The organism is Methylocystis sp. SB2, assembly GCF_049817085.1.
GTDB classification, from domain to species: Bacteria; Pseudomonadota; Alphaproteobacteria; order Rhizobiales; family Beijerinckiaceae; genus Methylocystis; species Methylocystis rosea.
In genome coordinates this window covers 3304184-3330896 of record NZ_CP187401.1, presented here as the reverse complement: position 1 = coordinate 3330896, position 26713 = coordinate 3304184, and the positions used below count along the sequence as shown (strand labels likewise).

Annotated in this window: 22 protein-coding genes and 2 tRNA genes; 9 read left to right on the top strand and 15 right to left on the bottom strand. The window is 61.9% G+C overall.

Going from position 1 to position 26713, the window contains the following annotated elements; all coding sequences use genetic code 11:
* Positions 1-25: 25 nt before the first annotated feature.
* Genes ACPS74_RS16170 through ACPS74_RS16155 form a run of 4 tightly spaced genes read right to left on the bottom strand, consistent with a single transcriptional unit; the run spans position 26 to position 5956 of the window.
* The gene (locus ACPS74_RS16170) at positions 26-2071 is read right to left on the bottom strand and encodes a TonB-dependent receptor (RefSeq protein WP_029648911.1); all 2046 of its coding nucleotides are present in this window, start codon (positions 2069-2071) and stop codon (positions 26-28) included.
* A complete protein-coding gene (locus tag ACPS74_RS16165; protein WP_029648910.1) occupies positions 2068-2385 on the bottom strand; it encodes a hypothetical protein in 318 nt (105 codons plus the stop codon). Before ACPS74_RS16165 ends, ACPS74_RS16170 begins: the two co-directional genes overlap by 4 nt.
* Positions 2386-2432: 47 nt before the next feature.
* Positions 2433-3638 (bottom strand): PepSY-associated TM helix domain-containing protein, encoded by a 1206-nt coding sequence (locus ACPS74_RS16160; protein ID WP_029651242.1) that lies wholly within the window; start codon positions 3636-3638, stop codon positions 2433-2435.
* 2 nt (positions 3639-3640) lie between these two features.
* Positions 3641-5956, bottom strand: coding sequence for a TonB-dependent siderophore receptor (locus ACPS74_RS16155; protein WP_239754762.1), 2316 nt, complete (start codon positions 5954-5956; stop codon positions 3641-3643).
* Positions 5957-6727: 771 nt separating this feature from the next.
* Here ACPS74_RS16155 and ACPS74_RS16150 point away from each other — a divergent pair.
* The 4 genes from ACPS74_RS16150 to ACPS74_RS16135 all read left to right on the top strand — a co-directional run bounded on the left by ACPS74_RS16150 (position 6728) and on the right by ACPS74_RS16135 (position 9518).
* A complete protein-coding gene (locus ACPS74_RS16150) occupies positions 6728-7405 on the top strand; it encodes a response regulator transcription factor (RefSeq protein ID WP_029648906.1) in 678 nt (225 codons plus the stop codon).
* Positions 7402-8769, top strand: coding sequence for a sensor histidine kinase (locus tag ACPS74_RS16145; protein WP_029648905.1), 1368 nt, complete (start codon positions 7402-7404; stop codon positions 8767-8769). Before ACPS74_RS16150 ends, ACPS74_RS16145 begins: the two co-directional genes overlap by 4 nt.
* A gap of 255 nt (positions 8770-9024) precedes the next feature.
* Positions 9025-9465 carry a hypothetical protein gene (locus tag ACPS74_RS16140; protein ID WP_239754764.1) on the top strand — a complete coding sequence of 147 codons (441 nt, stop codon included), beginning with the start codon at positions 9025-9027 and terminating at the stop codon, positions 9463-9465.
* Positions 9443-9518: transfer RNA gene (locus ACPS74_RS16135), tRNA-Glu, on the top strand. The genes ACPS74_RS16140 and ACPS74_RS16135 overlap by 23 nt, the downstream gene beginning before the upstream one ends.
* A gap of 216 nt (positions 9519-9734) precedes the next feature.
* Here the strand turns inward: ACPS74_RS16135 and ACPS74_RS16130 are convergent.
* Positions 9735-10442, bottom strand: coding sequence for a Crp/Fnr family transcriptional regulator (locus tag ACPS74_RS16130; protein ID WP_051381805.1), 708 nt, complete (start codon positions 10440-10442; stop codon positions 9735-9737).
* 401 nt (positions 10443-10843) lie between these two features.
* On the opposite strand from ACPS74_RS16130, the gene ACPS74_RS16125 reads away from it, so the two are divergent.
* A complete protein-coding gene (locus ACPS74_RS16125) occupies positions 10844-11197 on the top strand; it encodes a hypothetical protein (RefSeq protein WP_157055267.1) in 354 nt (117 codons plus the stop codon).
* 185 nt (positions 11198-11382) lie between these two features.
* Here ACPS74_RS16125 and ACPS74_RS16120 read toward each other — a convergent pair whose 3' ends face one another.
* From ACPS74_RS16120 to ACPS74_RS16095, 6 genes are all read right to left on the bottom strand, one after another.
* Positions 11383-12378: a polysaccharide deacetylase gene (locus ACPS74_RS16120; protein WP_029651245.1), complete on the bottom strand. Its 996-nt coding sequence runs from the start codon at positions 12376-12378 to the stop codon at positions 11383-11385.
* Entirely contained in the window at positions 12375-13487 is a 1113-nt protein-coding gene (locus ACPS74_RS16115; protein ID WP_029651246.1) for a hypothetical protein, read from the bottom strand. Before ACPS74_RS16115 ends, ACPS74_RS16120 begins: the two co-directional genes overlap by 4 nt.
* A gap of 108 nt (positions 13488-13595) precedes the next feature.
* Complete coding sequence (locus ACPS74_RS16110) at positions 13596-14183, bottom strand: hypothetical protein (protein WP_029651247.1); 588 nt, start codon at positions 14181-14183, stop codon at positions 13596-13598.
* Between the two features lie 45 nt (positions 14184-14228).
* Entirely contained in the window at positions 14229-14729 is a 501-nt protein-coding gene (locus ACPS74_RS16105; RefSeq protein ID WP_370646332.1) for a (2Fe-2S)-binding protein, read from the bottom strand.
* A gap of 11 nt (positions 14730-14740) precedes the next feature.
* Positions 14741-17515, bottom strand: coding sequence for a xanthine dehydrogenase family protein molybdopterin-binding subunit (locus tag ACPS74_RS16100; protein WP_029651249.1), 2775 nt, complete (start codon positions 17513-17515; stop codon positions 14741-14743).
* 258 nt (positions 17516-17773) lie between these two features.
* Positions 17774-19009 (bottom strand): M48 family metallopeptidase, encoded by a 1236-nt coding sequence (locus ACPS74_RS16095; protein WP_029651250.1) that lies wholly within the window; start codon positions 19007-19009, stop codon positions 17774-17776.
* Positions 19010-19342: 333 nt separating this feature from the next.
* On the opposite strand from ACPS74_RS16095, the gene ACPS74_RS16090 reads away from it, so the two are divergent.
* The 3 genes from ACPS74_RS16090 (at position 19343) to ACPS74_RS16080 (ending at position 22206) form a co-directional block, all read left to right on the top strand.
* Positions 19343-19744: a DUF423 domain-containing protein gene (locus ACPS74_RS16090; protein ID WP_029651251.1), complete on the top strand. Its 402-nt coding sequence runs from the start codon at positions 19343-19345 to the stop codon at positions 19742-19744.
* 32 nt (positions 19745-19776) lie between these two features.
* The gene (locus ACPS74_RS16085) at positions 19777-20214 is read left to right on the top strand and encodes a response regulator (RefSeq protein ID WP_026222846.1); all 438 of its coding nucleotides are present in this window, start codon (positions 19777-19779) and stop codon (positions 20212-20214) included.
* Between the two features lie 153 nt (positions 20215-20367).
* Positions 20368-22206 (top strand): AsmA family protein, encoded by a 1839-nt coding sequence (locus ACPS74_RS16080; protein ID WP_239754789.1) that lies wholly within the window; start codon positions 20368-20370, stop codon positions 22204-22206.
* A 10-nt stretch (positions 22207-22216) separates the two neighbouring features.
* Here the strand turns inward: ACPS74_RS16080 and ACPS74_RS16075 are convergent, their stop codons facing one another.
* From ACPS74_RS16075 to ACPS74_RS16060, 4 genes are all read right to left on the bottom strand, one after another.
* Positions 22217-22429: a hypothetical protein gene (locus ACPS74_RS16075; protein WP_018407614.1), complete on the bottom strand. Its 213-nt coding sequence runs from the start codon at positions 22427-22429 to the stop codon at positions 22217-22219.
* A 178-nt stretch (positions 22430-22607) separates the two neighbouring features.
* A complete protein-coding gene (locus tag ACPS74_RS16070; protein WP_018407613.1) occupies positions 22608-22811 on the bottom strand; it encodes a hypothetical protein in 204 nt (67 codons plus the stop codon).
* Between the two features lie 159 nt (positions 22812-22970).
* Positions 22971-23041 (bottom strand) — tRNA-Cys (locus ACPS74_RS16065).
* Positions 23042-23135: 94 nt separating this feature from the next.
* A complete protein-coding gene (locus ACPS74_RS16060; protein ID WP_029651253.1) occupies positions 23136-23621 on the bottom strand; it encodes a cupin domain-containing protein in 486 nt (161 codons plus the stop codon).
* A gap of 109 nt (positions 23622-23730) precedes the next feature.
* On the opposite strand from ACPS74_RS16060, the gene topA reads away from it, so the two are divergent.
* Complete coding sequence (gene topA, locus ACPS74_RS16055; protein WP_029651254.1) at positions 23731-26655, top strand: type I DNA topoisomerase; 2925 nt, start codon at positions 23731-23733, stop codon at positions 26653-26655.
* Positions 26656-26713: the final 58 nt, after the last annotated feature.

The window sequence follows — 26713 nt, the reverse complement described above, 5'->3', positions numbered from 1 at the left end:
AAAATGCAATGCGGCCCGTCCCACCTCAATATTTACATATGAGGGTGGCGGCGATGGTCGTTGGCTCGCCATGGAAGAGAGCGCCGTTTGAGGTCCAGTTCGGGCGGTTGGTGAGATTTGCCGCGTTGAGTTCGATTTTGAGATTGTCGTTGAAGCTGTAGGCGAGCGTGGCGCCGAGCATCTGTTGCGGCGCCAGGGTGAAGCCGTAGGTGTTGGGCAGCGTCGCCTCGAGGCGGCTCGCGTAATAGTAGCTTGCGCCGAGTTCGAGGCCCTTGAGGTCGCCCGAGTCGAATGTGTAATTGGCGGAGAAGGCATAGACGCGCCTTGGCGCGCCCAGAAGATCGCTGCCCTGTTGCGAGGGGATGTTGTCGTCCTTCGAGACGAGCGCATGCAGGAAGGTGGCGACGGCGTTGATTTTGAGGTTCGGCAGGATTTCGCCGCCGAGATTGACCTCAACGCCATGGCTGTGCTGCTGGCCGGTGACGACCGAATAGAAGCCGCTCGGATTGGCTGGATTGGGAATCGCGACATTGTCGCGAGTGATGTCGAAGAGCCCGACTTCGAAACTCATCTTGCGATCGAGAAACTCGCGCCTGAATCCGAGTTCATACTGGGTGTCCTGCTGGGGCGGCGGCGCTTCGCCGCTTTGAATGCGCACGCCGGTATTGGGGATGAGCGATTTGCCGTAAGCGGCGAAGAACTGCGTCTGCTCATTGGGCCGATAGAGAATGCCGGCGCGTGGGCTGAAATAGCCCTTGGTTCCCTTGCTCAGGCTCGATGTCGGCTCTCCCGTCAGCGCGCCGAAGGGATCGAAGACGCGCTCGCGCTGGGCGAGAAGATCGTAGCGCCCGCCGATCAGAATGCGCCAGTTCTCATTGAGATCGATGAGGTCCTGGCCATAGACGGAGCGGCTGATGGCGCGCGCCACGCCTTTCGACCAGAAGGCCCCGGCGTAACTGACGCCGGGCGAATAGATGGGCGCGAAGATGTTGAGCGGCGCGGCCTCATAGCGCGCGATATCGTTGTTGTAGCCGAAATAGAAGTCCCAATGTTCGAGGCCGAGAAAGACGGTATGCGCCAGGAAGCCGGTGTCGAAGCGCCCGTTCAGGCGCAATTGGGCGTCGAAGCTGCGGTTGGCGGTGCGGGCGCGCACCGGATTGCCGAAGACGACCGACTGGAAACCGTCATAGCCCCAGCCGGTGAACCAGCCCCAGCGGCTCGCATAGAGGAAATAGTCGACGACCGCGGCGACCTTCCAGTCGGCGTTGAAGGCGTGCTCGTAGCGCAAGGTGAGATCGTCGAAGAACGGCGTCTCATGTTCATTCGCCGGCAGGCCGGCGTAGAATTCGCGCGGGATGTGCAAGAAGACCGGATCGGCCGGCACGCCATCGCGCCAAACGAGCCTTGCGCCATTGTGCTCGGCGCGCAGGCTGACGCGGTCGCCATTGTCGGCGGTGAAGGCCAGCATCGGCGCGATATCGAAGCTGCGCGTGCGCGTGAAATCGACGAAACTGCCGAGGCTTTGCGCCGAGCCGGTCATGCGGAACAGCAGGCTTTTGTCGTCATTGAGCGGCGCGTTGACGTCGGCGGTGAACCTTGTGACGTCGAAGCTGGCCTTGGTGGCGACGGCGCGGGCGAAACTCTCCTGCGTCGGCGCCTTGCGGATGTAATCGGCGGCGCCGCCATAACCGCCCAGCGCCTTGCCGAACAGCATGGCGCTCGGCCCCTTGTAGAATTCGACATGATCGACGGTCGAGAGATCGACGTCCTGGGCGGTGAAGCCGTGCGAAGCGCCGTCGAACAGCGTGACGCCCGCCGGAAAGCCGCGCATGACGAAGCTCGGCGAATAGGCGCTATTGGTCGCCGGGGCGTTGACATAGACGCCGCTCTGATCGCGCCCGAGGGTTTGCGCGCGCGGCGCCTCCGCCGACGTTTCGAGGTTCGTTTCTTCTTTCGCGCGCCGCTTGCTCTCGCTTCGGGGCTTTTCCTTGCGCTCGTCTTCCTGCGCATCTTCGGCCAGCGCTTGCGCGCTGCAAAACGCCAACAGCAGGGCGACGAGCGACGCCTTCATGCGCCGGGTCGACAGAAATGCCGCCGGCGCACGGCATTCGGCGCAACGGCGCGGCGGCGCTCGAGCGCGAGTTGCGCGAGCGGCGCGACGAAGCCACGCCCTTCAACTTCCCCCGCGATGGTGAAGCGGCACATCAGGCCGCGGTCATCGCCCGCATCAAAAACGTCGATCACCTTCAACCGCGGCGAGCCCGGGCCGATCACGCCCCGCGCGCGCAGAAATGTCAAAAGCGCCGGACGCGCATGCGCCGAAACTGGAATGGCGCGGCGCAGATTTTGAACAAAGCATTCCTGTCTTTTGTGATCGAAATCCATTTTCTTCTCAATCGATGGAGAGTGAATTGGCGTTCCAACCACAGACGTCACTCCGCCGGCGCAGGCCGCGGAAGAGTCCGCCGAACATGCGCCAACCGCGCCGCCCGCTTCTTCCACCAGATGTAAACGCCGGTGACGGAAAGCATGGTGATGACTAGCCCCAGCGCGCAGACGAAGATGCGGTAGGGAAGACCGAAGAGATTGGCCGTGTGCAGCTCGACGAGCCAGGTGGTCAGCGTCATTCCGCTGCGATGGCCGGTCGGCAGGCTAAGGGTCTTCAACGCGCCCGAGCGTGAATCGAACAGGATCGAGGTCGAGCCCGCCTTGTCGCCAATGTCGCGCGACGAGCGCACGCGATATTCGTAAAGGCCCTTGTCGCGCAGATTGTAGAGCGCCAGCGGGCGTTCGATCGTAAAGTTGTGTCGGCGCCCCTGCTCCGCCATCAGACGCTCGCCGGTCGCTTGCGCTGACTCCCATTCCATCGGCGCACGCGCATCATTCTGCGGCGTTCCGTCCTGCGCCCAGACGGGCGCCTCGTAATCCAAAACGAGCTGCGTCGCGCGCGTATAGAAATTCGGCAGCGTGAAAAACACGCTCGACCAGGCGTAGACGAGCAGCATCGCCCACAGCCACAAGCCTGCGGCGCGATGCAGATCGAAGTTGGCGCGATAGAAGGAGCTCTTGAGCTTCACGAGCCATGACGGCTTCCAGCGCGCAAAGAATCCTTTGCGCGAGCGCTCGCCGCCCGCCGGCAGCGTCAGATAAAAACCGACGAAGCAATCGAGCGTCCAGATGAGCGCCACGGCGCCGAGAATCCACTCGCCGACGCCGCTCATCGCGAGATACATGTGAAGGCCATAGACGAACGGCATGATGTCGTTCTTGCGTCTCGGCAGCCCATGCCAGGTGACGCGCCCGAGTTCATGGCCATCGATCGGATCGAGATGGATGTATTCGAAATCGAGCGGCGGCGCGCCGTCGCGCGCCTCCATGCCGATCGAGACCGAGCCTGGATGGCCCATGTAGACGGTCGCTGCGCGCGCCTGCGGGACGATGGATTCGGCGCGGCGCGCCAGCGTCGCCGCGTCGAGTTCTATCCCAGCGCGTTTACCGGGATAAAGTTCCGGCGTCAGCCAGTGGTTCAACTCGCCCCAGAACGCGAGCAGGCTTCCCGTCAGGCCGACCACGATCAGGAAGCCTGTCATCGCCAGTCCCGCCCAGCGATGCAGCCATACGAACAGCGCGCGCGGCATCGCTAGAACTCCACTCTGATCTGGCCGGTCGCCGTGAAGGGATTAGCGGGAATGGCATTCAGCGGTGGAACATTGTAGTTGAAGAAATCGTCCACACCGGTGAAATACTGCGCGTTATTGATGTTCTTGAGATTGAGTTGCGCCGTGAGCTTATAACCGTCGACCAGCGTCGCGTAGCTCGCGAAGGCGTCGAGACGCGCCCATCCTGGCAGCACAAAGGTATTTTGGATATCGCCCCACGCCCGCGTCGAGGCCGTTACGCCGCCGCCGACACGCAATCCGAGGCCGTTGTCGCCAAAAGCGTAGGTCAGAAAGATTTTGCCCGAATGACGCGGAACATTGTCGAGGTGGTTGCCGAGAAGGCCGCCGCCTTCGCCGAAGATCGTGGAATCGTAAAAGCCAAAAGGGTTCAACCGATTCACCGGACTGTCGGCGATAACCTTCGCGTCGATCAATGCGTAGTTGCCCACGATCGTCATGCGATCGGTGATGCGGCCGACTACGTCAAACTCGATGCCGCGGCTGCGCTGCAATCCGGCAAGCTTCTGCGCCATCGAGGCCAATGACGCGAGATCTCGTGTCGGGACACCGGATTTGGTGATTTGGAAGATGGCGAGCGTGGCGCTCAGACCCGGCAGAGGCTCGGCCTTCAGACCGACTTCCCATTGCAGGCCGCGCTGCGGCCCTAAAGGCTGTTTGTCGGCGGTAAAGCCGTTGTTCTGACCGAAGGATCTTGAGTAGCTGCCGTAAATGCTGACCTGCGGAAGGATGTCGTAGACGACGCCAGCGCGCGGACTCCACCCCCTGTCGATGGCCGTCGGCGATCGCAGTCGACTGGCGATCGCCAAGTCCTTGCTCGCATCGTAAACGCCGCCGCCATTCTCAAAGCTCGAAGACGTTCCTATCGTTTGGTCCGCTACATCGTAGCGGACGCCGACAAGCACATGCAGACGGTCAAACCATGTGACATAATCCTGGACATAAAGCCCTTTCTGTCTGGCGAGCACAGACGAATGAAATTTGAATCCAGATCCAATTTGTGAATCGAAATAGGCAAAGGACGGGACCGTTCCATAGATCGGGGAAAAAATGTCTATCGGATACAGGGCGGCGCCGTTGGCGAAGTAATAGTCGTAATAGGTGTTCAGATAATCGAGCCCCATCAGAAATGTGTGTTTGCCGCCAAGCGCCTCAAACTTTCCTTCTAGGTCAATATTGGTCGAGAAGGTACGACCGGACGCGAACTGGTATTGCCCGATGCGTTGCAGCGTGCGCCCATCCGCGTCGACGCACATCGGCGTCACGCAGAGCGGCGTGATATTGGGCTTATCGAAAATGGGGGCGGCGGCGTAAAGAAAGCGGTTGGTGACCTTCCAGTCCTCATTGAGATTCTGACGGAGTTTATAACTGACCAGATAGTTCTCTATCCGGTCGCGCGGATCATTGGCCTCCTGGAACGAGCGGCTCAACGGAACTGACGCGGGGCTGGGCCCGATTGTCGGTATCCCGACGTCGCTTTGCGCCTTCTGACCTGAATATTGTCCTTCGAGAGTGAGTTCGGTCCAGGCGCTTGGGCGGTAGCTCACCACCGGCGCGACGATCACGCGCTCTCCGCCCCCTGAATATCCGCGAAATGAGCCGTTGTTCTGATAGGCGCCTGAGAGACGGTAGGCGAGCCCTGGCACTTCAGCGACAGGAGAGGTGAAATCCCACTGCGTGCGATACCAGTTGAACGATCCGATCTGTTGGTCGACAACGTAGCGGGCGCGATCGAGCGGCTGCTTGGTCACCAGATTGATCAATCCGCCGGGCTCGGCCCGTCCGAATAGTACCGACGCTGGCCCCTTAAGCACCTCAATGCGCTCCAGATTGGCGGTGTCGAGGATACCGGGGTTGGCATTGCCGAACGACAGATTGTTGCGATAGATGTTGAGACTTTGAAAGCCACGAATCTTGAAGTTGTAACCTTCCAACTCGTTGTTGTTGGACCGCACGCCCGGCACATTCTCTAGCGCTTCCTGGACGGTTGTATTGTTTTGGTCGATCATCACTTGCTTGGGAACCACATTTACCGACACAGGAGTTTCCCTGATTGGGATATCGGTCTTAGTGGCGGTAATGGCGTCGTTTGCCACATAGCCTTCGGCCGGCGTCTTCGGCTCGCTCGGAAAATTGGAGGACGGACCCGGATCGGATGTGGCGGGCTCTCCCGTTGGCGGTCCCGACACGTGAGTCGATGGCGCGCGCTGCCGCCCGCCGACGCTGATCGTAGGCAAGGCTTGCTGAGCATGGGCGCATTCAGAGGCGAAGGCGAGCAACAGTGCGCCGGCGGAAACGCCGCGCAGGAGAACGGACGAGTTCATTGAGAAACTCCAGAGCGACTGTCACGGCGCTCGAGCAGACGAGAAGAAAAAGCAGGTTGAGCTTAGGGCGCGAGTCGCGAATCAGGCCTGCCGCGGCGGGGCGCGCGAGGACCAGGCGCTCGCCCAACCGGCAAGCGCGAGTCGGCTCCGTGCGGGAGCGCGCCGCTTAACAGCGTCAGCCGCCAATCGGCGCCAGGGCGCCAGGCTAAATCCCGCTCCCGCGAGACCAAACGTCGGCGCCTCGCAACTCGCCAAGCAACAGAGCCCGGCCAAAGAGCACTTATGCGGGTGACCGTCGCTCGCTGGCGAGCGCGTGTCATCTTGCGCACAATCGACGACGGCCGCGATCGAGACTGCGGCAATCTCTTCATGAGAAGCGCTTCGCGCCCAGGACGAGGCGAGAACAACTCCCTGAACCGCCATGACAAATGCGATGAGGCTGAGCAGGACCGCGCGGATCCGCCCGAGGCGCCTGCGTGCGCTCTCGTTCGTCGTTGTCGTATGGCGTGGAATTTGCCGCATCGTCGCCGTGCTTCGCCTGGTGGAGAATAAATAGCCAAAGTGGGACTGATGCGCCTGACATGAGTCTGACGCGAGAAATTTTGGCGCGAATTCGGAACGCTGTGTCTTTCGGGCAACAGCCGGCCGTTCGCGGGGGTCTGTCCTGTCTTGCGAATTTAGCGACCAAATTCGATAATCGACGGCGCGAAGGGGAGCGGCGCCCACATGCGAATATTATTGGTTGAAGACGAGCTGGATGCGGCGCGTTTGACGGCGTCGTTAGTCGCCCAGGCCGGTTTCGACGTTGATCAAGCCGGCTGTCTGAGCGCTGCACGAGAAGCCGTCGAAGGCTCGAATTACGACCTCCTTCTGCTCGATCGTCGTCTTCCTGATGGCGATGGCCTGTCGCTCATGCCGCTCGCGCGAGAACTGCGGCCAGGCATTCGCATCATGATGCTGACGGCTATGGACGACATGGCGGACAAAGTGTCGAGTTTCGATCTCGGCGCCGACGACTATGTGACGAAGCCATTCCAGGGAGAGGAGTTGGTCGCGAGAATACGGGCCTGCGTTCGGCGTCCGGGAAGCGGCGCGCCAAAGCCGATCGTCGTGGGCGCGCTATCTTTTGACCCGACGACGCGTGACGTCCGTATCTCGAACAGAATCGTCACGCTGCACCGGCGGGAATTGGTCCTGCTCGATTCTCTTCTGCGGCGCGTCAATCGTGTGGTTTCGCGCGAGACTCTTCTCGACGAGGTCTTCTCTCCACACGACGACGTTCAGGACAACACGCTCGATATGGCGGTGTCGCGCTTGCGGCGACGGCTCATCGTGTTGAACACTGGCGTCGCCATTCACACTATTCGCGGCGTTGGCTATATGGTGACGGAGTTGCTTGATTGAGACGGCATTCGCTCGTATTGCGCATTGTCGGCTGTCTATTCCTTGCACAAATTATCGCCTTTCCGATCGCTTGGCTGGTAACGATCGGCATCGGCCTTACGGGAGTAGAATTTTTCGCCACATCGCTCGATGAGTTGTCGGCGATTCGCGCAAAAAAGCAGATCATCGCATCGTTGGCGATGAATGAAGATAAAATGCTGGAGATCAGGCCGACGCCGGACCTGCTAGAAGATCTGAAGCGCGCGCCCGCTATGAAGTTCGCGGCGTTCCGAAGTCTGAGCCGTGACCCAGTCGCCGGTTCCTCTCCAGAGCTCATCGCGATGCTGAAGCCTCTCATCGAGATCAGCCCAACCCATGTGCATTTCATCCTGCCTGGCGATCCAAGCGCTATTCGTACGGGCCTTATGGAGCCGGAACGGACTCCCTTCGGGCGCCTTCACATCGCCGTCTACGGACAGAAATTTCGTTGGAGCGACATTGTCGACGCCGCCATTGAGGAAACGCGCTGGTTGACCGCCTACCTGGTCATGGCAATTTTGATGTCGGCAGGCGCGGCCTGGTTCGCCGTGCGGTGGGGATTGAGGCCGCTCAGACGCGTGGCGGTGCAGGCGTCACGAATCGACATGAACAGCCTAGACCAACGCCTCGATGCAAATGACGTATCGAGCGAAGTTGGACCCCTCGTCGACGCGGTAAACGACGCTTTGGCGCGGCTCGATGCCGGCGTCGCCCGACAACGGCGTTTTACGGCAAATGCCGCGCATGAACTTCGCACGCCCATTAATGTGCTCGGCGTGCGACTTGATGCGCCTGAGGAGCCGACCTTTAAGAATGATCTAAAGCGCGATCATCGGCGAATACGCAACATCGTCGAGCAGCTGCTAGCTTCCGCGCGGCTCGATCAACAATCGACAAAGCGTGATCACACGATCGACCTCGTCGCGTTGACGAGAACGATCATTGCGGACGCAGCGCTTCTGGCGCTGAAGGCGCGGCGCCAGATCGTTCTCGACGCGCCCAGCGCGCCTGTTCTTATAGAGGGCAATCGGCCGGCGCTTGAATCCGTCATCTCGAATGTTATCGACAATGCTCTTCGCGCCGAGCCGGAAGGCGGCGCCGTGCATGTTCGCGTCACCGAGAACGCAACGCTGGAAGTGATCGATCACGGTTGCGGCGTGGAGAAGGCGGATCGCGATCTCATCTTCGAGCCATTTTGGCGGAAGAATGACTCGATCCCCGGCACGGGCTTGGGGTTGGCCATCGCCAAAGAGCTGGTCGAGGCGCATAATGGCCGCATATGGGTCGAGGCGACGCCAGGCGGCGGGGCCACGTTCAAGCTGTCATTTCAGTTAAACGCAAAATGATGATGAACCCACTAAGCGCTAACGAGAGCAGACTGGCGTTTAAAAAGCCGAAGGCGGCCTGACTAACCGGCGGAGTGCAATATCTCACGGAACCGAAAATTTATCGTCGGAGCTGCGCTTTTATTTGCCGTTCTGCTTCCCGACGAGAGCGGTGCGCAAGATCCAATTGATCGCGTCACAGGTTTCGCGCGCGAAGCGATCCACACCGCCGCCTGGCCTGGCGGCAAAAAGGTCGCGGTCAGCTTCGCGTTCTTCGTGGAGGAGTTCGGATTCGGCCAAGGTCCGATCTTCCGCCGCCCAGATCTTGCGTCCCGCAATCCTGACCTCGTGAACGAGGCGTTCCGTCAATATGCAATCGACTGGGGCATTGTCCGCGTCGGCCGGCTATTTCAAGAACTTCACGAGCCGCTCACTATAGTGGTGAACGCGGAATTTTTCGGCAAGCATCCATCGGTCTGGAAGGAGTTCCGCTCGATGGCGCCGAACGCGCCGATCGTCGCTCACGGCATGAACAACACCAGCGACATGCTGCCGCTCCGGCGTGGGATCGCCGCGCAGAAGGCCTACATTCGCCGCACATTGGATCTCATCGCCGAAGCTGCCGGCGTCAAGCCGACGGGCTGGTCGAGTCCGAGCGTCTACGCCAATCGCGACACGATGCGGCCGCGCAGCCGCGCCCATCGTCTAGAGGCCTAGGACGTCGCCCTTTCACGGCGAAAACAGGGGTTCGAATCCCCTTGGGCGCGCCAATAAAATCAATGAACTACGAATGATGTTCGGCCAGAGCCGCTCAGATACGGAAATTTTACGGAAAACCCCTCCCGGAACGCCGTTGAATTTCGGCGAACGCAGCGCCTATCCCTCCGACGCTCGCCGGTCTTCGCGCTGTGGGCGTCCGGGGCGCGCACATATGGTGCTTGGACCCCGGACCATTGCATTTTGTCATCGCAAACGGTGGCGCTTTCTCATTCCGGGCTCTGATCGGGATTGTCAACTTGAGAGCTTAGCGCCGCGCGCGGATCGTCGTGCAAGACGACGTTTAGTAAGGAACTGTGGATGGTAAAGTGTCCATTATATTCGATGAACCCCAATCGCCGAAATTTATTCAAAAAGAAACTGACGCGCGATCGCGTTGTGCCAATCATGTCGGCGAGCGTTTCCTGAGTGATCGACGCCAATATCGGCTGCGGACTGCCTTCCTGGCAAAAATTAGCGAGGAGCAAAAGGAGACGCGCGAGTCGTTTCTCGCTTGAATTAAAGAGCTGGTCTATGAGGTCGGCTTCGATCCGAATGTTGCGTGCGAGCAAATACGTCATGAAAAGCGCCGAGAAATCGGGATTGTCATGCAAAAGACGGATGACCGTCGCCTTTTCCACGCGCGATAATGTGCAGTCGGTGATCGCCGTCAGTGTCGAGATGCGCAGCTTCTGACCGGCGAGACATCCCTCCCCGAAGAAATCGCTTGCGCCAAGGATGGCCACTACAGCTTCCTTGCCTTGCGTGGAGAGAGTCGTGACTTTGACTTTGCCTTCCTGAATAAAGAATAGCGCATCCGCAGGATCGCCCTGAGAGAAAATGACTTGGCCCTTATTCCAGTTTGAGGTGCTTCTTCCGGCGCCGGCGATGGCGAGAAACGCCTTTGGGTCGAAGACCGATTTGGAAACATTCGACATTCAACATGCTCGGCTAGAATTCTACGACTATTTATAGCGCTATTTCTAATCTCTCTTTTTTATCATTGCAGAGCTGTTTTGCACAGACTCTGGCCCTGCGGCTGCTAACTTTGCCTTCGCCCGAGAAACGCTCGCGCTGGTTGAAGCGGACCTCCGGAAATTCCCGCTTCTTTTCGGACAACAGCTTCAACCAAAGCGTTTCCTTGCGGCCCGACGCCTGGTCCGAACTTCCTCCCCTCACGGGCCAGGCGTCACAACCAAATTAACACTGGTCGTTGGCTATGGAGATTCGCGCTGCCGCCAAACATCACGGCAAAGGCGACCGCGCAAAAGGTCATTCTGAGATGGCGCATTCACACTCTGAGAAGGCACATGGCATATTCAAGGAAGCGAGAAGCAGAATGAATCGCTTCGTTCTCGTTGATAGGAAAAGAAGTCGAGTCTGCTGTGATACGGCGTCAGTGGGTTGGCATGCGCCGATCTGGACAACGATTGCGGCCCATCTTGAAAATGTGCCGGTCCTATCTGCGTCAGCCGCACGTCTTGTAGACCAAAGTCTAGGCAAGGCCGCTGAGGATTACATCTTCACCCCTTTTGCGGCGGACCAAGATTCAGAGGGCTATCTGGTTTTTATTTGTAGCCGCGAAGAAGCTTTTTATCCGCCGATGGCGTCTGAATCGCTCAGCTCTGATGAGGCGGTTACATCAGTCACAACAAGCTGGAAATATGTCGGTTACGTGCGCCGCGCTCACTGAATTTGACGCGCGATGCGGGGCATCGGCGTTATGTCCAGAGCGCCTAAACGGAGGACGAAGAGTCGCCTACGCGATGCGCAAGCGAAGCGGCGCGTTAGATGACGGCTGGCGCGGTCACGCCGCTTCCCCGCGTTCGGGATCAAGCGAGCGATTACGCATGAAGTCGTCCGAATCGACGGCTGCGCTCATCTCAGGCGAGCCGCCTTCAAAATGGCGTCGGCGTCCGCCAGCCATACGGCGTCGTCGGCCTTGAGACGCAACAGAACGCGCCGCAGCGCCAAGGCTCCGTCAGGCGTGCCGACGACAAAGGGGTGAATTCCGATGACCACAGTCGTGGCGTCTCGCGCCGGGTTGGCGCGCGCCTCAATGACCAGTTCCGAGACATAGTCCAACCAGAGCGCTTCGATCTCTCTGGTCGTCTTCATCCGCGCCAGATATTGTCCCATGTCGACGGTTACGGCCGGATAGGGCAGCAGAATGAGCGAACCTTCGGGCGTCTTCAAACGTGAAATGATATCCGAATCCATCTGGTCGAGCGTGTAGGCGACGCCTTCCGCGGCCAAGGCCCGCATGGTGTCGCGATCGGCGTAGACGCTCGGACTCGACCAGCCCGTCGGCCTGACGCCGACAGATTCGGCGATGAGATCCAGTGTGCGGCGAATGTAGGCCCTCTGCGCGGCGATCCCACTCCGGAGCGGCAACATGCGGCTCGTGTTGTTCATCCCGTGCGCGACCAGCGGCGCGTTCGGCAGCATCGAACGGAACTCCTTCCATACCGATGGATGCTTGCCGAAAAACTCCGCATTCACCACGATGGTGAGCGGCACATTCAGTTCTTTAAATAGCCGGCCGACGCGGACAACGCCCCAGTCGATCGCGTATTGACGGAACGCCTCGTTCACGAGGTCAGGATTGCGCGACGCAAGATCAGGACGGAAGATCGGACCTTGGCCGAAGCCGAATTCCTCCACGAAGAATGCAAAGCTGACAGCGACCTTTTTGCCGTCAGGCCAGGCGGCGGTGTGGATCGCTTCGCGCTCGAAACCCGTGACGGGGTCAATGCGATCTTGCGCGCCGCTCTCGAGGGGAAGCAGAGCGGCAAAAAACAGCGCAACTCCGACGATGAGGCCAAACTCAGGAGCCTTTCGCGCCGTGATCCTGGCTACAGGTTTCGAATTCACGGAAGATCGCTCAAGCTCTTCGCGCCGGGCCCCGGCGTAATCAGCGTCGGCCATTGACGCGAGCCGAACGGCACTTGCGGCGGCAGCACCACATTCATCTTGCGCTTCGCGTCTTCGTCGATGATCGCTTGCCGGGCGTCTCCGCCCATCAATTCAAAATCCATAAGATGGTAATCGCCGAAGAATGCGGCGCCCACCGAGCGGTCGGCGATGATCCGCGTCAGCGACTCCAGCATGTCGTCGGGCGTCGTAGTGAAGGATATCGTCTCGATCAGCATCAGGCGATCATTGATCGCCTCAGGGCCGAAGAACTGCGCGAGCACGCTAAACAGGACATTGTTCTGGCGCGCGACATAGATCGTATTGCTGGCCGCATAGGTTTTGTCCCAGTCGGCGCCAAGCGTCTCTTTCCAACCGCCGATGACATCCATCCAATGGGCGACCTGGGTTTGCGCCGCCCAGGCGATATTTTTCTTCAGCAGCGGCGACTGCTTCTTGGCGAATTTTTGCAGGCCTTCCGCTGAGATCGCGTTGTTCTTCAGGCACTCGTCCATGAACGCGATATTGTTTTGCAGAATGCTTCGATTGTTCGTTCGCCAGTCTTTTTGCATGCCGCTCGCATCAAGCGTGTCGAGCGCGGATTGCATGCGGCTCCTATACGCCGCCAAGGCGCCGCGCCACGTCGTGTCCTTGGGACTGTTCAGATACGGAACGACGACTTCGGCCAACGCCATGGTGCTGTGGCCGACCGATTTCAGCAACTGATAGACGATCGGCGGCTGCGGCGCCTCAATCGGCGCCATGCCGGGGCGATAAAGGATAAATCGCCCGCCGGCGCCGGAAAACAGTCCGAGAATGACCGGATGCTTCGCGAGGATGTTTTTCTTGAAGATCTGCGCGGCGTCGCCATACAACTGGAACATCGTCGTGTTCAGCTGCAGCACATTTTTGTTGGCCATGTCGGCGGGGCTGGCCGTCTCGGCGCCGACAAGTCCTGTGAAGTAGCTTGGCAGCTCCGTCGCGCACGCGGGCGAAACCGATAATCCAAAAACGACAACCGACGACAGCAGCGTGCGAAGACGGCTTGTCGCGAGCGTGGTGGGCATCATGAGACTCTCCAGTGAAATGAGGACAGCAAACGCGCGGCGCGGCGCGGACGATTCGAAGGGCATCGGACGATCGCCGCTGGAAGCCGCGCCGGGTTCGCTTATCCTCCGCTATTTCGGGCACACTGCCCCGGTGTTGATCCAAGCTTCGACGAGCGCCCCCGCCTCCTTCTGCGTTCCGGGCGCGGGCTGGCGGCCAAATCCGGGCGACCAAGCCCAGCCGACGAGCGTGTCGCCGCCAATGTGGCGTGCAAGCGCCTCCAGCGAACGGCCGCCGTTGCGCGCCTGATCTTTGATCTGCGCGCAGATCTCACCGAGCGTTTTGCCTTCCCAGCCCATCTCTCGCGGCGCGAGACGCCATTCGTGGTGGCCGGGAACGCGGCCGGGATCAAAATTGGCGTCCTGATGGCAGATCGGACAGCGCATCGCCGCGAGGCCTCGGCCGTCCGGTCCTCGCTCGACCGGCGGCTGGTGAACCCGGCCCAGTTCACCCTGATGCGGACGATCGCCGGCGGGATGGCAATTGACGCAGCGCGGGTTGGTCAGGACTTTGCCGAGTTCGGTAAACAAAGCCGCGGAACGCGCCGCGGCGTCGCCGATGCCGGCAAAATTTTCTGGAGTTGCGAGCGTCGCCGATCGGCTGTCGGACGTCACGCATGTCATTAGCCCCACGACCCCTGCGAGAACCGCAAATTTCATCTTCGGCCCCCCTCCTGCGCCGCACTCATGCGAAACGCCGTTTCGCTACGTCAGATATCGCCCCGGATCGGCGAGAATGACGTCGCGCATAGCCTCGTGATATTTGAAGTAGCCCGTGCAACGGCACAGATGTCCGTCAAACGCGTCAGCGATTGCTTTCTCGAGATCGGCGCGCGCCACCGGCGTCTTCGCCAGACGCTCCAGCAGAACCTGTCCCTCGTTCAAGAAGCCGGCTGTGCAATAGCCGCATTGAAACGCAAAATGGTCGATGAACGATCTTTGCAGCGCAGTGAGTTCGCCGTTCGTCGCATGGCCTTCCACGGTACGAATGGATTTCCCGTTGAAGCTCGCCGCCGGAACAACGCAAGTTGGACTGGTGTGGCTCGTCCCGTCCGGATCGTCGATGATCACCGCGCAACTGAGGCACTGCCCGGCGCCGCAGCCAAACTTGGTGCCAGTGAGCCCAAGGCTCTCGCGCAAGAAGTCATTCATGGTCATCTCGTCGCGCACCTTCACCGGGCCATATGCGCGTCCATTGATCCTCATGCGCACAGTCGTCACGTGAGCGCTCCCTTGAGCTCTTGTTGAGTCACCGGCAAGGCGTGGAAGCGACGCCCCGTCGCGTCGAAGATCGCGTTCAACAACGCCGGAACAATGGGAATCATAACGACCTCAGCCATGCCCTTTGGCGGATCGTTCGGCAGCGGGGGCAATATTTCGATCTCGAGCGCTTGCAAAGGCAGGTCGGACCCGCGCGCGATCAAGTATTGTCCGAGATTCCATTGCCCGTTGCCGGGTCCGTCTTCATAGAGCGGAAGCGATTCGAGCAGCGCGTAGCCGACGCCCATCGCGAAACCGCCCTGCGCCTGGCCAAGCACGATTTCAGGCGTCAGCGCGCGACCACATTCGAGGACAGTATATGCCCGGTCGATGCGCAAGGCGCCGGTGTCGCGTTCGATCTCGACACGAACCAGCGCGCCGCACAACGATGTGTAGGAGGTCCCGATCCGGTTGAACAGGGTGGGCGGGTATTTGACGTCGGCGCGATCTAAGCGAACGAATTTTCCTGAGCCTTTTCGCACCGCCAGCGCATCAATTTCCGCCGTCCACTCTTGCCCGCCGATCGCAAAGGTCGCTTTCGACCATGACCAGCGCGAGAAGCTGTGCGCCATCGCCGCTGTCACGCCTTTACGCGCATGGGCCCTTGCGGCGATTTCCGATAGCGGCAAGGCTCTCAGCGCCGGCATCACGAGCCGCCCCTGCTCCCAACGCGCCGCGTCCCATTTCGCCGCCCTCGGATCGGTTGGCGCGAGTTCCCACAGTTCGAGCGCCGCGGGCCACAAGCCGAACCGATAGATGACGCGGGCCGCTTCGGACGCCGAATGAGTCCCGACGTGCGCGCCAATCGAGGAACTGGTTGGCGAACTTATCGCCGGAACCCAGCGCGGATCGCGTTGCGCGGCGTCCTGCGTCGCCTGGTCCATCGTGTAAGGGTCGCCGGAGGTGACGAGCCCGAGCGCGGCGAAACGGTCGACTTCCGCGACGGCGACTTCATCGGCCACGGCGCCGAGATGAGCCGCGACCCGGTTCGCAAGCGCCGTCCCTATGCCGTTCCCCATCTCGACGTGATCGCAGCGGATCGAGATCCGACCCTTCGGGTCGACTTCAACTGACGACAATGAAGTGTCGGCTCCGCTGCCGTAATCCTTGGTGACGCAAGCCACGCCCGTGCCGACGACACTCCCTGGGCGCCGTCCACGCGCTTTCTCTTCGGCGCGCTGTCGCCAGATCGCATGCTTTTCCAGTCTGTCGAGAATCTCGGGCGTGCGAACCACGACGTCATACGTGTTCCCCGCCATTGTCCGACCGCCGGTCTTCAGCGCGTTGCGTCGGCGAAATTCGATCGGATCGATCGCCAGCGTCGACGCCGCCTCGTCAATCAACACTTCCAGCGCCGTCATCGTCTGCAGCGTGCCATAGCCGCGCATCGACCCGGCCGTCACGCCGCGTGAATGCAGCGCGACTGTGGTGACGTCGACTTTTGGAACATCGTAGATGCCGATCGCGGCATTGGCGGAAACCGCCGCCACGCTCGCCGAATAATTGGCGAGGCCGCCGCCATTCAGCACATGATCCGCGGCGAATGCGGAGATTTTGCCTGTCGCTCGATCGACGCCGATGCGTGTGCGCATCTTGAACGCATGCCGCTTAATTCCCCCCTGGAACTGCTGATAACGATCTTGGGAGAGCCGCACGGGGCGACCGGGAAGGAACATCGCCGCCAGCGCAACGTAAAGCGGGAATGGCGTGTGGTCGCGTCCCCCAAATCCGCCGCCCATATAAGCGAAATGCGCGTTGATATGCGCCGGCTTGAAGTTGGCGCGGGCGTTGCCCAGCAGAGTTGCGACGGAGGTTGCGGCGTCGTACGGCGACTGCACGCCGAGAACGAGTTCGAGGTTTTTGCGCTCGGCGTCATACCAGGCGAGACCGCATTCAGGCTCGAGAAACATTGGATCAACGGATTGGGTCTCGAATTCGCGGTCGAGAACGACAAGATTTGGAGTGTCGGCCTCAAGGTCCGCGCGGATCTGTTCGCCGTAGCTCGCCGCATTGGCGTAAGCGGCCCCTGTCGGCACGGGGAGCCGCGCCCATACTGGCCCGCCCCCGTCTTGAAAGAACCCTGGACTGACCCAGCCATCCTTGACTGGCGAGTAAACGTCGGGCGCGTCGGGCGTCGCGCCGGCGACGCGCGTGAATCGAAACGCGCCGTAGCTGCGCTCGACGACGGGACCCGTTTCCGCGCCAAATTTCAGAATCGTCTCGTTGCGTAACGCGAGCCGTGCCTGATCGAAATTGTCGAAGCTTTCATAGATCAACAGAGCCGCCGGCTGACCGAGATACAAGGGCGTCTTGCCAACGGGGCAGAACAGGTCGCCTGAATAAAATTTGGGAACGCGAGCGCCGATCCGCGCGAGATCAGCTGCGGTAACGATCACGGAGGGTTTCAAAGCGCCGCTCAAGCGCGAGAGATCGACGCCCTCATATATGTGCGTGGCGTTCGCCGTCCGGATGAGCATAGCGTGCGCGGTATGCGTCGGCCATCCCGGGAGATCCGCGGCGCGGAAATCGGACGCGTACAGCTTCGCCCCTGTGACTTTGGCGACCCCATCAATCCGGCCTGCGCCCGTGGCGGCCGGATTCCAGCGCTGTCTTCCGGGCAGCGTCTCGCGTGCGGCGAATTCAGGTTCATTCGCTAGGGTAATACGCGACAGGCTGAGCGCAATGCCGCTCGCGGTGACCAATTTGGCGAACTCGCGTCGAGAAGCATCCACGCTCCGACCTCTTGGTTCCACCTCGGCGACCGCCAACGGCGATGCTTTTATTCGCACGGGCATAGATCGCCAGCAAGCTCAGCTCTCCGCGCCTTGGCGTCTCGCTGATCCCCGGAGATCAATCCGACCCAATTGACTCAGTCGCCGTAAGCGCTTCGCGCGATGGGTTCGCACGACTGCGACGGCGTTATCGCCGTCGTCGATCACAGCGAAGGGATCGCGCCTGCGACGAAGTGCCGGCCGATGGCCTCGCGCCCGCTACGCGGTCGCGCGTAGTTGCGCGACCCGCACCGGCACGGGCGGATGCGAGAAATAGAAGGTGGCGTAGAGCGGGTCGGGGGTCAGCGTTGCGAGGTTGTCGCGCGTCAGCCGAGTCAAAGCCGAGATCATCGGCTCCTTGCCGACGATATCGCGGGCGAAGGCGTCGGCTTCGAACTCCGCGCGGCGTGACCGCCACGCCAGCAAGGGCGACAGGACATGCGAGATCGGCTCTCGCGCAAGCAGCAGCGCGACGAGCACCACGCCGGGATCGTTCGGCAGGCCGAACCAGCCGGCGAAGACATCCGAGCCGAAGGCCCACCACAGCACAGCGAAACCGACGAAGGCGATCGCGGCCGCCAGCGCCAGCATCTGCCGCACATGGCCGAATTTGAAATGACCGAGTTCATGCGCGAGAATCGATTCGATCTCGTCCGGCGAATGTTTCTCGAGCAGCGTGTCGAAAAAGACGATGCGCTTGGCTTTGCCGAAGCCGCTGAAATAAGCGTTGCCATGCGTGGAGCGCGTCGAGGCGTCCATCACATAGAGGCCTTTCGACTCAAAGCCGCATCTGGCGAGCAGCGCCTCCATGCGCCGCTTCATGGCGCCGTCTTCAAGCGGCGAAAATTTATTGAAGAGCGGCGCGATGACGGTCGGATAGATCACTGTCATCGCAATCGCGATGGCGAGGAAGATGACATAGGCGATGAGCCACCATGTGTCGGGGGCGGCGCCCAGAAGCCAGAACATGCCGAAGAGCAAGGGCGTCGAAATGACGAGTTCCAGCGCGCCGGACTTTGCTTGGTCGACGAGAAACTTTTGCGGCGTCAGCCGATTAAATCCGAACCTGTCTTCGAGCCAGAGGGCGCGCGCTGCGGCGAAGGGCATGTCAATCAAACTGCCGATCACGCCGAAGACGAGAACGAACAGAACGCTGCGAACGAGGCCAGGTTCGACGAAGGCGGCGATCGCCGCGTAAAGCGGCGCGAGCCCCAGCGCCAACCACGCGATAGACATCGCGGCGTCGAAAATCGTTTCGGCGACGGAAAACTTTGTTTTTGCGATCGTGTATTCGGCGGCGCGGCGATGATCGTCGAGCGTGACTCCTTGCGCGAAATCCGGCGGCACTTGATCGCGATGGGCCTCTACCGTCGCGGTCTGCCGCATGCGCAGATATACGCCAAGTCCGGCGGAGGCGGCTATCGCCAGACAAATCACGACGCCCATTGCGCTCATTCTTCTCTCCCGCAAACTTTCATGCGGCAATATAGGAAAGCGCGCCCGGCTTTGCGAGAGCGCCGCCTTATGTCGCGCCGAGCTGGGCCGCTGCGCGCGCGCTCGTCGCTAAAGCTGATCTCGCCTTTCATGCAGACGAGCCTTCTTCTAGCCGTGGCAGTGCGAAACCAAAGCCTGGACACTGCTATGTTGCGACACGACGGTTTCAGGGGGCGATCCGCCACGAAGATCGCTGGTCGATTCTGCTCGATGTCTATAATTTGGCGATGACGCCTGCGACTCTCCTTAAGGTTGAGAACGCCATCCAGCGGAGGCGCGAAACGGAGTTCGCCATTGAGACTGTCGTTCGCCATCGCGACCATCGCCGCACTTCAAGGAGCGGCCGGCGTGTCACTCGCCGCCGCCGCGGCCCATGCCGACGCGAGTCCTTTTCTCGCCACGGCAAGCCAATTTCTAATGATCCACGCCGCCGCCGGCGTCGGCCTCGCGGCGCTTATCCGCACGACGCCGCGAGCAAAGGCGAATTGGCTCGCGGCTATCGCGCTGGCGCTCCAGGCGGGGGTCACGCTGTTCGCTGGCGACCTTGCAGCGCGGGTCTTTTTATCGGGAAGACTGTTTCCTCTCGCCGCGCCGATCGGCGGGGGGCTGACGATCCTGAGCTGGTGCGCTCTGGCCGTCTGGGCGGCGTTCGCCATGTTCGCAGCAAATTCGCTGCAAAAGCCGCCCGAAAGCTAGACAACTGCGGCATTCCGCCCCACCATTTATTCATGTCGGTTTCCAGCTCCGGCCTTTCGTCTTCGGCCGCTCCGAGAGATGACTCCCAGCGCACGAGCGATCCTTTGCTCGGGCGACGGCTGCTGATTGTCGAAGACGATCCCTATATCGCGCTGGCGCTGGAAGAGACGCTCGCGGAATTCGGCTTAGTTATCGCGGGGATGGCGCGCAGCGTCGACGAAGCGGTGCGGCTGTCCCGCGAGGATGGAGTCGATCTGGCCTTGCTCGACGTCAATATCGGCCACGAAAGGATTGATCCGGTCGCCGACGCGCTCGCCGCCCGCGGCTGCCCCTTCATTTTCACGACGGGATGCGGACGCGCAGGACTGCCAGAGGCGCATCTCGAGCACGCCATGGTCGAAAAACCGTTTTACGTCGAGGAGATCCTGACCGCGCTCCGCAGCGAACTCTCGCGCGCCGAAGCGCGCTAGGCTCGGCCTTTCGCCACTATATCGCCGCCCTTGGCCGCGACAAGCGAGGTCCGAAGACTCGCTTCAGGAGCACGGCTGCTGCCCTCCGCCATAACCGACAAGCCTTCCGCATCGCTGAAAGCGCGCCGCCCTTCAGGCGCTGCGCTTCGGCTATTGGCGACGGCCTTGGCGGCGGCGGCGGCCCTGGCGGCGATCGCCGCCGTCGTTGCGCCGTGGCTGTTCTCGCCTGGCGCTCTCATGGACGCCGTCGCCGACCAGCTCCAAGGCTCTTCGGGGCTCTATGTCGCCGCGCGCGGCCGAACGAGCTTCTCGCTCTTTCCGCGTCCGAGCATCGCCGTCGAAGGCGTCGCTTTCGCCGACCGGAATGGCGCGCTGCTTATCGAGTCGAGCGAACTTCGCGGCGACGTCGACGTTCTGCCGCTGATCGCAGGGCGCCTCAAAGTCGCCTCGGTGAAGCTCGTCCGGCCGCGCGCCCGCATCGATCTTGACAAAAAGCCGGCCGGCGTCGCCGGCGCAGCCGCCCGAGCGGCCGCCGCAAAGCCGGCGACGCTGGAAGCTGCGGCGGCCGATAACGTGCGGTTTGGCGTGGTGTCGATCGTCGACGGCGACGCACGGATCACCTACCGCAGCCGCATCTACGCGCTGGAGCGAATCAACGCGAATTTTGAATGGCGCCGCATCGGCGAGGCGGCGGCTCTGACGGGCGCGTTCGATTTGAACGGCGAACGGCTCGAGGCGATCTTCTGGGTGGCGCGTCCAGGAGCGCTGTTACGTGGAGAACCGTCCGTCGTGACGGGCCGGCTTGACGGCGAGATCCTTCGGGTTGAAGCGCAAGGCGTGGGACAACTCGGCGCCAACGCCCGCTTCGAGGGGCGCGCGGCGGCCAGCGCGCCTTCGGCGCAACAAGCGCTGCAGCTCTTTGGCGTCGCCGCGCCCCTGCCCGGCCCCTTCACAGACGCGCAATTCTCCGCGCAAGCGACGCTCGCGCCCGGAGAGGCGCACTTCAAGGGCGCGCGTCTATTTGTCGACGGAAACGAATTTCGCGGCGATATCGACCTTCAGAAGGAAGATGGCCGCCCGACGCTGACGGCGGCGCTCCAAAGCGAGTTCCTCTCCCTGCGGCCGTTTCTCGCCGACGCGCCGCCGCTTGTCGCGCCGAACGGACAGTGGAGCAAGCAGCCGTTCGATCTCCCGGACCTCTCCGGCGCCGACGTCGATCTGCATCTCGCCGTCGGCCACGCCAGACTCGGCCGGCTGAAGGTCGAAGACGCCGCCATCGAAGTCACGTTGCGCGACGGCGCCGCGGAATTCGCGATAACTCAGGCGCACGCCTATCGCGGCGGACTCAAGTTTCGGGCTTCCATCGCGCCTTCGCCCGACGGGCTGGCGCTGCGCGCCAATGCGCAAATGACGGCGGTCGAAGCGGGCCCGCTGCTCTGGGACTCTTTTGGAAAACCCGTTTTGGCGGGAGCGCTTAACGCGACTCTCTCGGTCGACGGCGTCGGCGACCGGATGGCGACGCTGATGCAGAGCCTGAACGGCCGCGCCAACCTCGCTTTAGTCGACGGAGAGATATCCGGCATCGATTTTGAGAAAGCGCTCCGCCGACTGGAGACGCGGCCTCTATCGAGCGCCGTCGACATCCGCTCGGGCCGCTCGACGCTCGACGCCGCCAGCGCCAGTGTAAAGATAGAGAACGGCGTCGCGGACATCTCCGAGGGCGTCGCGCGAGGACCCGGCTTTACGCTTGCCTTCGGCGGTTCGGCGCGCCTCCCGGAGCGCCACCTCGCAGTAAAAGCCATCGCGCGCGAAGCCGACAGCGCCGGACAAACCGCCGACTCTGCGCCGGGCATCGCGCTCGAACTCGCCGGCCCCTGGGACGAATTGGCGTTGGGGCTGGACGCGCAAGCCTTCATCCGTCGCTCCGGCGCGGCCGCGCCGCTGCTGCCGCGACTGGACCCGCCGCCCGCCAAGGAACCCGGGGGACGATGACCCGAGAAGGTTAGACGTCCTCCAGCTGCGTCTCGTGCAGCAGCCTTGTCAGTTCGTCAGGGATATCGAGATAGCGGAAGCGGCGAAGCTCAAAACCGACCTCGACGACGCCCCAGGGCGGCGCGTAGGTCCGCCAGGGCGAAACTTCCCCAAGAATAACAACGTGACCGCCATCTATGCCGCGGGCGATCCGCGCGACCGTGTAAATAACGCCACGGGCCAAGCCCTCGCAACGGCCATAGGGGCCCGCAGTCGCGTCTACGCAAACTACCTCGGCGCCGGGAGGCGTTTCAGGACTAATCATTTGGCGACCTCGTTCTGCGGCGCGATGAACGCGCGCTCCTAAAATTAATTATGGAGCGCGCGTCGGCCGACGAAAGAGCCGACGCGCCGCAGAGCGATCACCAGACTTTCAAAAACCCCAAAAAGCCTCTCTTCAGCTTCTTGCGGTCGAGAGCGCTGAGTTCGTCATAGACGCGGCGCGCCGACGCCCGCAATTCCAGAAGCCTGTCATCTGAGACGTCGAAATCAAGCACGGCGGATTTCAACTCGCGGCGCGCCTGGTCCAGCCGCGCCTGCGCATCCGCAATCAACGCATTCAGCATCGTTACCCTCTTCGATGTGATGTCGCCCCAACTATACCGCAACTGCGAAGAAAACGAACCCAAATGCAGCGCGGATTGACCGCGCGGCCCGCTTCTTCTGCGCTATCGTTAAGTGCGCGCCTTCAAATTATGGCGCCAAATTCTCGCGTGAGAAAGGCGAGGCCTCGGAGGGAATCGAACCCCCGTACAAGGATTTGCAGTCCTCTGCGTAGCCACTCCGCCACGAGGCCTTAGCACGGCGTGCGCCGCGTGCGACCGCTCATACAGGAGGGCGTGATGGCGAGCAAGCCAGGTCGCGCGAACCAGGTCGCCCGCGTCCGCGCATCAATAGGGACGGCCGTCCTTGTGCGTCATGATCCAGTGGCCGTCCGGGCCGAGCGTCGCAGCGAGGTCGTCGTCGGGATAGCTCGCCGCGTCGCCTGCCGACCGGTCGCCGATTTCGAGATAGACAACATCGCGATCGGTCCGATTGACGAGGCAGTGGGCTGCGCCCTGCGCGGGGAAGCCGGCGCACATGCCGGCGCGCAGGAGGATCTCTTCATCGTCGCGCAGCAGCGTCGGCTCTCCCTCCAGGATAAAGACGAATTCGTCCTGCCGGCTGTGGCGATGCTTCAGCGCCGACTGCGCGCCGGGGGCGAGCGTCGTGAGATTGACGCCAAAATTGGTCAGGCCAAAAAAGTCGCCAAGCGACCGTTTCTCGCGGCCACGAACCCGCGCCGCGAACGGGTCGGGGTAGCCCGAGCGCTTGGCCCGAGGGGCGACATCCGCCGCCACGACTGCGGCCGACAGGGGCCTGATCGGCTTTTCCATGGCGCAGCTTTCCTTCAGGTCTGCGGGCTGGCCAATTTGACAGGGGGCGCCCATTTTGACCATCTTCCGCCGCTCGCCAAGCCGGCGCGCCTCCTGGAATGATCACGAAATGAATGTCGTCATCGTCGAATCAGCGGCCAAAGCGCAGACGATCAACAAATATTTAGGCAAGAATTTCAATGTGTTGGCCTGCTATGGCCATGTTCGCGACCTTCCCGCCAAGGACGGATCGGTCGACCCCGACCAGGATTTTCTTATGGTCTGGGAAATGGACGCCAAGGGTGCAAAGCGCGTCGCCGCCATCGCCGAGGCGGTGAAGGGCGCCGACAAAGTCATCCTCGCGACCGACCCCGACCGTGAGGGAGAGGCCATCTCCTGGCACTTGCTCGACATTTTGAATAAGAAGCGCGTGCTCAAGGATAAGAAGATCGAGCGCGTCGTCTTCAATGCGGTCACCAAGTCGGCGATCCAAGAAGCGATGGCGCATCCGCGCGAAATCGATCAGGCGCTGGTCGACGCCTATCTCGCCCGCCGCGCGCTCGACTATCTCGTGGGCTTCACCCTGTCGCCGGTGCTGTGGCGTAAGCTCCCCGGCGCCCGTTCGGCCGGCCGCGTGCAATCTGTCGCGCTTCGCCTCGTCTGCGACCGCGAGCTCGAAATCGAGAAATTCGTCGCACGCGAATATTGGTCGCTCGTCGCCCATCTGACGACCAAGGCGGGCGAGCCCTTCACGGCGCGCCTCGTCGGCGCTGACGGCAAGAAGATTTCGCGGCTCGACATCGGCGCGGGTCAGGAGGCCGAGGACTTCAAGAAGGCGCTGGAGACCGCCGCCTTCGTTGTGCGCTCGGTCGAGGCGAAACCCGTCAAGCGCCACCCTTACGCGCCCTTCACGACCTCCACTTTGCAGCAGGAGGCTTCACGAAAGCTCGGCCTCGCGCCGGCGATCACCATGCGCATCGCCCAGCGGCTCTATGAAGGCGTCGACATTGGCGGCGAGACGGCGGGTCTCATTACTTATATGCGAACCGACGGCGTCGACATGGCGCCCGAGGCGGTCGCCAGCGTGCGCGGCGTGATCGGACGGGAATATGGCGAGCGTTTCGTTCCCAAGGTTCCGCGCAAATATACGACGAAGGCCAAGAACGCGCAGGAAGCCCATGAGGCGATCCGCCCGACAGATCCCGCGCGATTGCCCAAGGATGTGGCCAAATATCTCGAACCCGAGCAGGCCAAGCTCTATGAGCTGATCTGGACGCGCACCATCGCCAGCCAGATGGAGTCGGCCGAGATGGAGCGAACCACCGTCGACATCGACGCCAAAGCCGGCGCCCGCGCGCTGGAGCTGCGCGCGACGGGTCAAGTCGTTCGTTTCCCGGGCTTCCTTGAGCTCTATCAGGAAGGCCGCGACGACGGAGAGGACGAGGACGGCGGTCGCCTGCCGGCGATGGCGCAGGGTGAGCCCTGCACGCGCGAAAAAATCGACGCCACCCAGCATTTCACCGAGCCGCCGCCGCGCTTCACGGAAGCGACTCTGGTCAAGCGCATGGAGGAGCTCGGCATCGGGCGGCCTTCGACCTACGCCTCGACGCTCGCCGTGCTGCGCGACCGCGACTATGTGCGGATCGATAAGAAGCGCCTCGTGCCCGAGGACAAGGGACGCCTCGTCGTCGCCTTCCTCGAAAGCTTCTTCTCGCGCTACGTCGAATTCGACTTCACCGCAGACCTCGAAGAAAAGCTCGATCTCGTCTCCAATAATGAGATCGACTGGAAGCAGGTGCTGCGGGATTTCTGGAAAGATTTCTCGGCGGCCGTCGACGGCACCAAGGATCTGCGGGTCAGCGAGGTGCTCGACAGCCTCAACGAGCTGCTGGGCCCGCATGTCTTCCCCTCAAAGGAGGACGGAAGCGATCCGCGCCTCTGCCCCGCCTGCAACAGCGGTCAGCTCTCGCTCAAGATCGGCAAGTTCGGCGCCTTCGTCGGCTGCTCCAACTATCCCGAATGCCGCTACACGCGAACCCTGTCGCCGCCGACGGGCGACGCCGCCGACGCGGCGAGACCGGGCGTCAAGGTCCTGGGCGTCAATCCCGAGACGGGCGCGGAAGTCACGCTGCGGGATGGCCGCTTCGGCGCCTATGTGCAGGAAGGCGAGCAGGAAGAAGGCGGCGAAAAGCCCAAACGCGCGTCGCTCCCCAAGAGCATCAGGCCTGACGATCTGACGCTGATGCAGGCCATCGCTCTGCTCGCGCTGCCGCGCGAAGTCGCGAAACATCCGACGAGCGGCGATCCGATCGTCGCCGGCATCGGGCGCTTCGGGCCCTATGTCCAGCACGGCAAGACCTACGCCAATATCGGCCGCGACGACGACGTGCTGAGCATTGGCGCCAACCGCGCCATCGATCTCATCGTGCAGAAGGAGTCGGGCGGCGGCGGCTCCCGTTTCTCGCGCGGCCCGGCGGAGCCGGCGCGCGTGCTGGGCGATCACCCCCAGGGCGGATCGGTGACCGTCAAAGCTGGCCGTTTCGGTCCTTATGTGAACTGGGGCAAGATCAATGCGACGATCCCGCGCGCCATCGATCAGGCGTCGCTGACGCTCGAACAGGCGCTCGAGCTTCTCGCCGAGAAGGCTGCCGGCGGCGGCGGCGCGACGGGCGGCGGGGGACGCTTGCTGGGCGAGCATCCCGAGGGCGGCAAGGTCACGGTGCGCCCCGGCCGCTTCGGCGCTTACGTCAACTGGGGCAAGATCAACGCGACGCTGTCCAAGGGCGCTTCGGCCGAGGAGGTGACTCTCGAAGAGGCCCTGCAACTGATCGAAGCCAAGGGCGGCGCGCCGAAGAAATCGGCGAAAAAAGCGCCGGCCAAGAAAGCGGCCGGTAAGAAGGCGCCGACCAACGCCAAGAAGAAAATCGAAGACAGCGACGAGGCGCCTTTTGATGAATCGCAGCCCGTGAACGTCGCGCCGACCGTCGCAAAGAAACCTGCAGCCAAGAAGGCGCCCGCCAAAAAGCTGGCGACGAAAAAAGCTGCGGCGAAGTAGAGGAACGCGCTCTCGAATTTCGCCGATCTTGAAGCAGCGTTTCAACTTTGCCGCCGGC